This window comes from Noviherbaspirillum sp. (genome assembly GCF_036846085.1).
Lineage (GTDB): Bacteria > Pseudomonadota > Gammaproteobacteria > Burkholderiales > Burkholderiaceae_D > Noviherbaspirillum.
In genome coordinates, this window is the sequence record NZ_DAIUCO010000386.1 from 1 (window position 1) to 2,790 (window position 2,790).

Annotated in this window: 3 protein-coding genes; 2 read left to right on the forward strand and 1 reads right to left on the reverse strand. The window is 58.4% G+C overall.

Going from position 1 to position 2,790, the window contains the following annotated elements; translation table 11 throughout:
- Positions 1 to 120 precede the first annotated feature (120 nt).
- Both V7080_RS25070 and rraA read left to right on the forward strand, forming a co-directional pair.
- Positions 121 to 1,365 (forward strand): MFS transporter, encoded by a 1,245-nt coding sequence (locus V7080_RS25070; RefSeq protein WP_334191095.1) that lies wholly within the window; start codon positions 121 to 123, stop codon positions 1,363 to 1,365.
- A gap of 80 nt (positions 1,366 to 1,445) precedes the next feature.
- Positions 1,446 to 1,940 carry a ribonuclease E activity regulator RraA gene (rraA, locus tag V7080_RS25075; protein ID WP_334191096.1) on the forward strand — a complete coding sequence of 165 codons (495 nt, stop codon included), beginning with the start codon at positions 1,446 to 1,448 and terminating at the stop codon, positions 1,938 to 1,940.
- A 77-nt stretch (positions 1,941 to 2,017) separates the two neighbouring features.
- On the opposite strand, the gene V7080_RS25080 is transcribed toward rraA, so the two are convergent.
- Positions 2,018 to 2,548, reverse strand: coding sequence for a PaaI family thioesterase (locus V7080_RS25080; RefSeq protein WP_334191097.1), 531 nt, complete (start codon positions 2,546 to 2,548; stop codon positions 2,018 to 2,020).
- Positions 2,549 to 2,790 lie beyond the last annotated feature (242 nt).

Here is a 2,790-nt window from a genome sequence, read left to right on the forward strand (position 1 = left end):
GCTTTTACCGGCATAGGATGTGTGCCTTGTCAAAAATGCGATAAATGTTGTCCGGCTATCTTAAAACAGACGATTCGTTCTTGCATACACTTCCGATATCCCCTCCCCGGAAAGTACAGCATGTCGACAGCCGCTTCGTCATTTCGCGCGGACGCGCAGGTGATCACCCTGGTCGGAATCGCCCATGGCGTCTCCCATTTTTTTCACCTGATACTGGCGCCGCTATTTCCGTGGCTGAAGGATGCGTTCAGCCTGTCCTACGCCGAGCTCGGCTTCCTGATGACGATGTTCTTCGTGGTGTCCGGCATCGGACAGGCGCTCGCTGGATTTGTCGTCGACCGGATCGGCGCCCGCACCGTATTGTTTGCGGGCATTGGCTTCCTCGCTTTGTCTGCCGTCGTGCTGTCGCAGGCCAACAGCTATGCCACGCTGCTGGCGGGGTCGATGCTTGCCGGATTGGGTAACAGCGTGTTCCATCCGGCCGATTTCACCTTGCTCAACCAGCGGGTTTCCCCGCCGCGGCTCGGTCATGCCTTCTCGGTACATGGCATCTCCGGCAATCTCGGCTGGGCGGCGGCGCCGGTATTTCTTGCCACCCTTGCCGGGCTGTATGACTGGCGGACGGCCTTGCTGGCGGCGTCGCTGCTTCCGCTGGCGGTGCTGGCGCTGTTATTCGTGCACCGTGATCTGCTCCAGGACAGCGAGCTGAAAGCCGGTGGTGCAAAGGTAGCGGAACCAGCCGGAAAGCAGGCTGCCGGCGGGCAGCAATTCGATTTCATCCACGTCCCGGCGGTGTGGATGTGCTTCGCGTTTTTCTTCATCACCGCCATGGCGCTGGGTGGCATACAGAGCTTTTCCTCCGCCGGTTTGCGCAGCCTGTACGGCATGTCACTGCCGCTGGCGACTGCCGGCTTCACCGCCTTTATGCTTGCGTCGGCAGGCGGCATGATCTGGGGCGGTTTCATCGCATCGAAGACCACGCGCCATGAACGCACGATCGCCATCGCATTCGCCGCCTCCGGCGTCACCGCGATCCTGATTGCCGCCGGCATCGTTCCGGCGTTGGTGGCGGTTTTGCTGATGGGAGCGGTCGGCTTCGGATCGGGTGTCGCAGGACCGTCGCGCGATCTCCTCATCCGTGCCGCCGCGCCGAAGAATGCCACCGGGCGCGTCTATGGAGTGGTGTATTCGGGGTTGGACATCGGGCTTGCCGTCTCGCCGGTTCTTTTCGGCGCATTGATGGACGGCGGACATCCGTCATGGGTGTTCATCTGTATCGGGGTTTTCCAGACATTGGCGATCGTGACCGCCGTCAGTGTTGGTACCAACACTGCGAAGAAGGGCGTGAAAGCGCAGGCTGCCTGACCGTTGCGCGGCAACAGCGGGAAATTGATTGTTTTCGACTCGCATACAATGTCGTTTTTACTTTTTTGCGAGGAGATTCAATGAGTTTTTCGACCTGCGATTTGTGCGATGGCAACGAAGACAAGCTTGCGTCCGGAGGGCTTGCGGTATTGCCGCCGGTATTCAGGCACTTCGGCAAGCGCAAGGCTTTTTCCGGACCTGCCGCAACGCTCAAGGTATTTGAAGACAATGTGCTGGTGCGGGCGGCCCTGGAAACGCCGGGAGACGGCAGGGTCCTGGTCGTTGACGGCGGCGGCAGCCTCCGCTGTGCGCTTGTCGGCGGCAACCTCGGCGTGCTGGCTGAGAAAAACGGCTGGGCGGGAATTATCGTGAACGGCTGTGTCCGCGATTCGGAAGAACTCGATGCCTGCGATATCGGTGTGCGGGCATTGGCGACCCATCCCCAGCGCAGCATTCGGAAAGGCGTGGGCGATCGCGACATCGCAGTCCAGATCGCTGGCGTGACCGTCAGGCCGGGCAACTGGATCTATGCGGATGCCGACGGCGTATTGGTCGCCGCGGAAAAAATCGGCTGACCGGTTCGGTCGGCATCGCCATCAAACCGCCAACAGGAAAATGTACCGGCTGACGGGCATTTTCCTTCCATCATGCATCAGGGCAGGGGAAAGACGAGGCACGTTGTGGTGGCATGCGCATAGAGCTTGCCGTCAGCGTCGATGATGCGGCCTTCCGCAATGCCGACCCGGCTCCCGACCTGGATCACTTTACCTTCTGCACGGACCGGCCCGGTTTTATCGGTCATTGCGCGGATCAGGTTTACTTTCAATTCCACCGTGGTGTAACCCATGCCTTGGGGCAGCATCGACTGCACCGCGCAGCCGACCGCCGAGTCCAGCAGAGTGCAAAAGTAGCCGCCATGTACCGAGCCGATGGGGTTGTAATGTTCGCGTCCAGGTGTGCCCTGGAAAACGATACGTCCGGGTTCGCCTTCGACCGGCACGAAATTCATCGTGTGTCCGATCGGGGCGGACGGCAATTCGCCCGACCAGATGCGCTGCAAAAATTCCATGCCGCTCGATGCCTTGATCTGGTTGATCGATGCCACGCCGGGCGCACCCAGTGATGCCCTGACTTCCGCTTCCCGTGCTTGCCACTCGGACAGTGTTTGCTCCCGATTGCTCATGATGCGCTCCTGTTGATGCCTGATACATTCCGGCAAATTAATAATGAGAACCGCATTGTAGGGGGATTGTCTGAAGACGTTTTGCCAGTGCTTTTCACAGACCGGATCGAATATTTCGCAATGTGAAATCTGACGACGCACAGCATCATGGATTTATTTCATGGAAAGGAATTTGATTTCACATCGCGAAAATTATAATTTAAGTGTATGAATTGAAAAGATTTATTTTTAGTTATATGTCT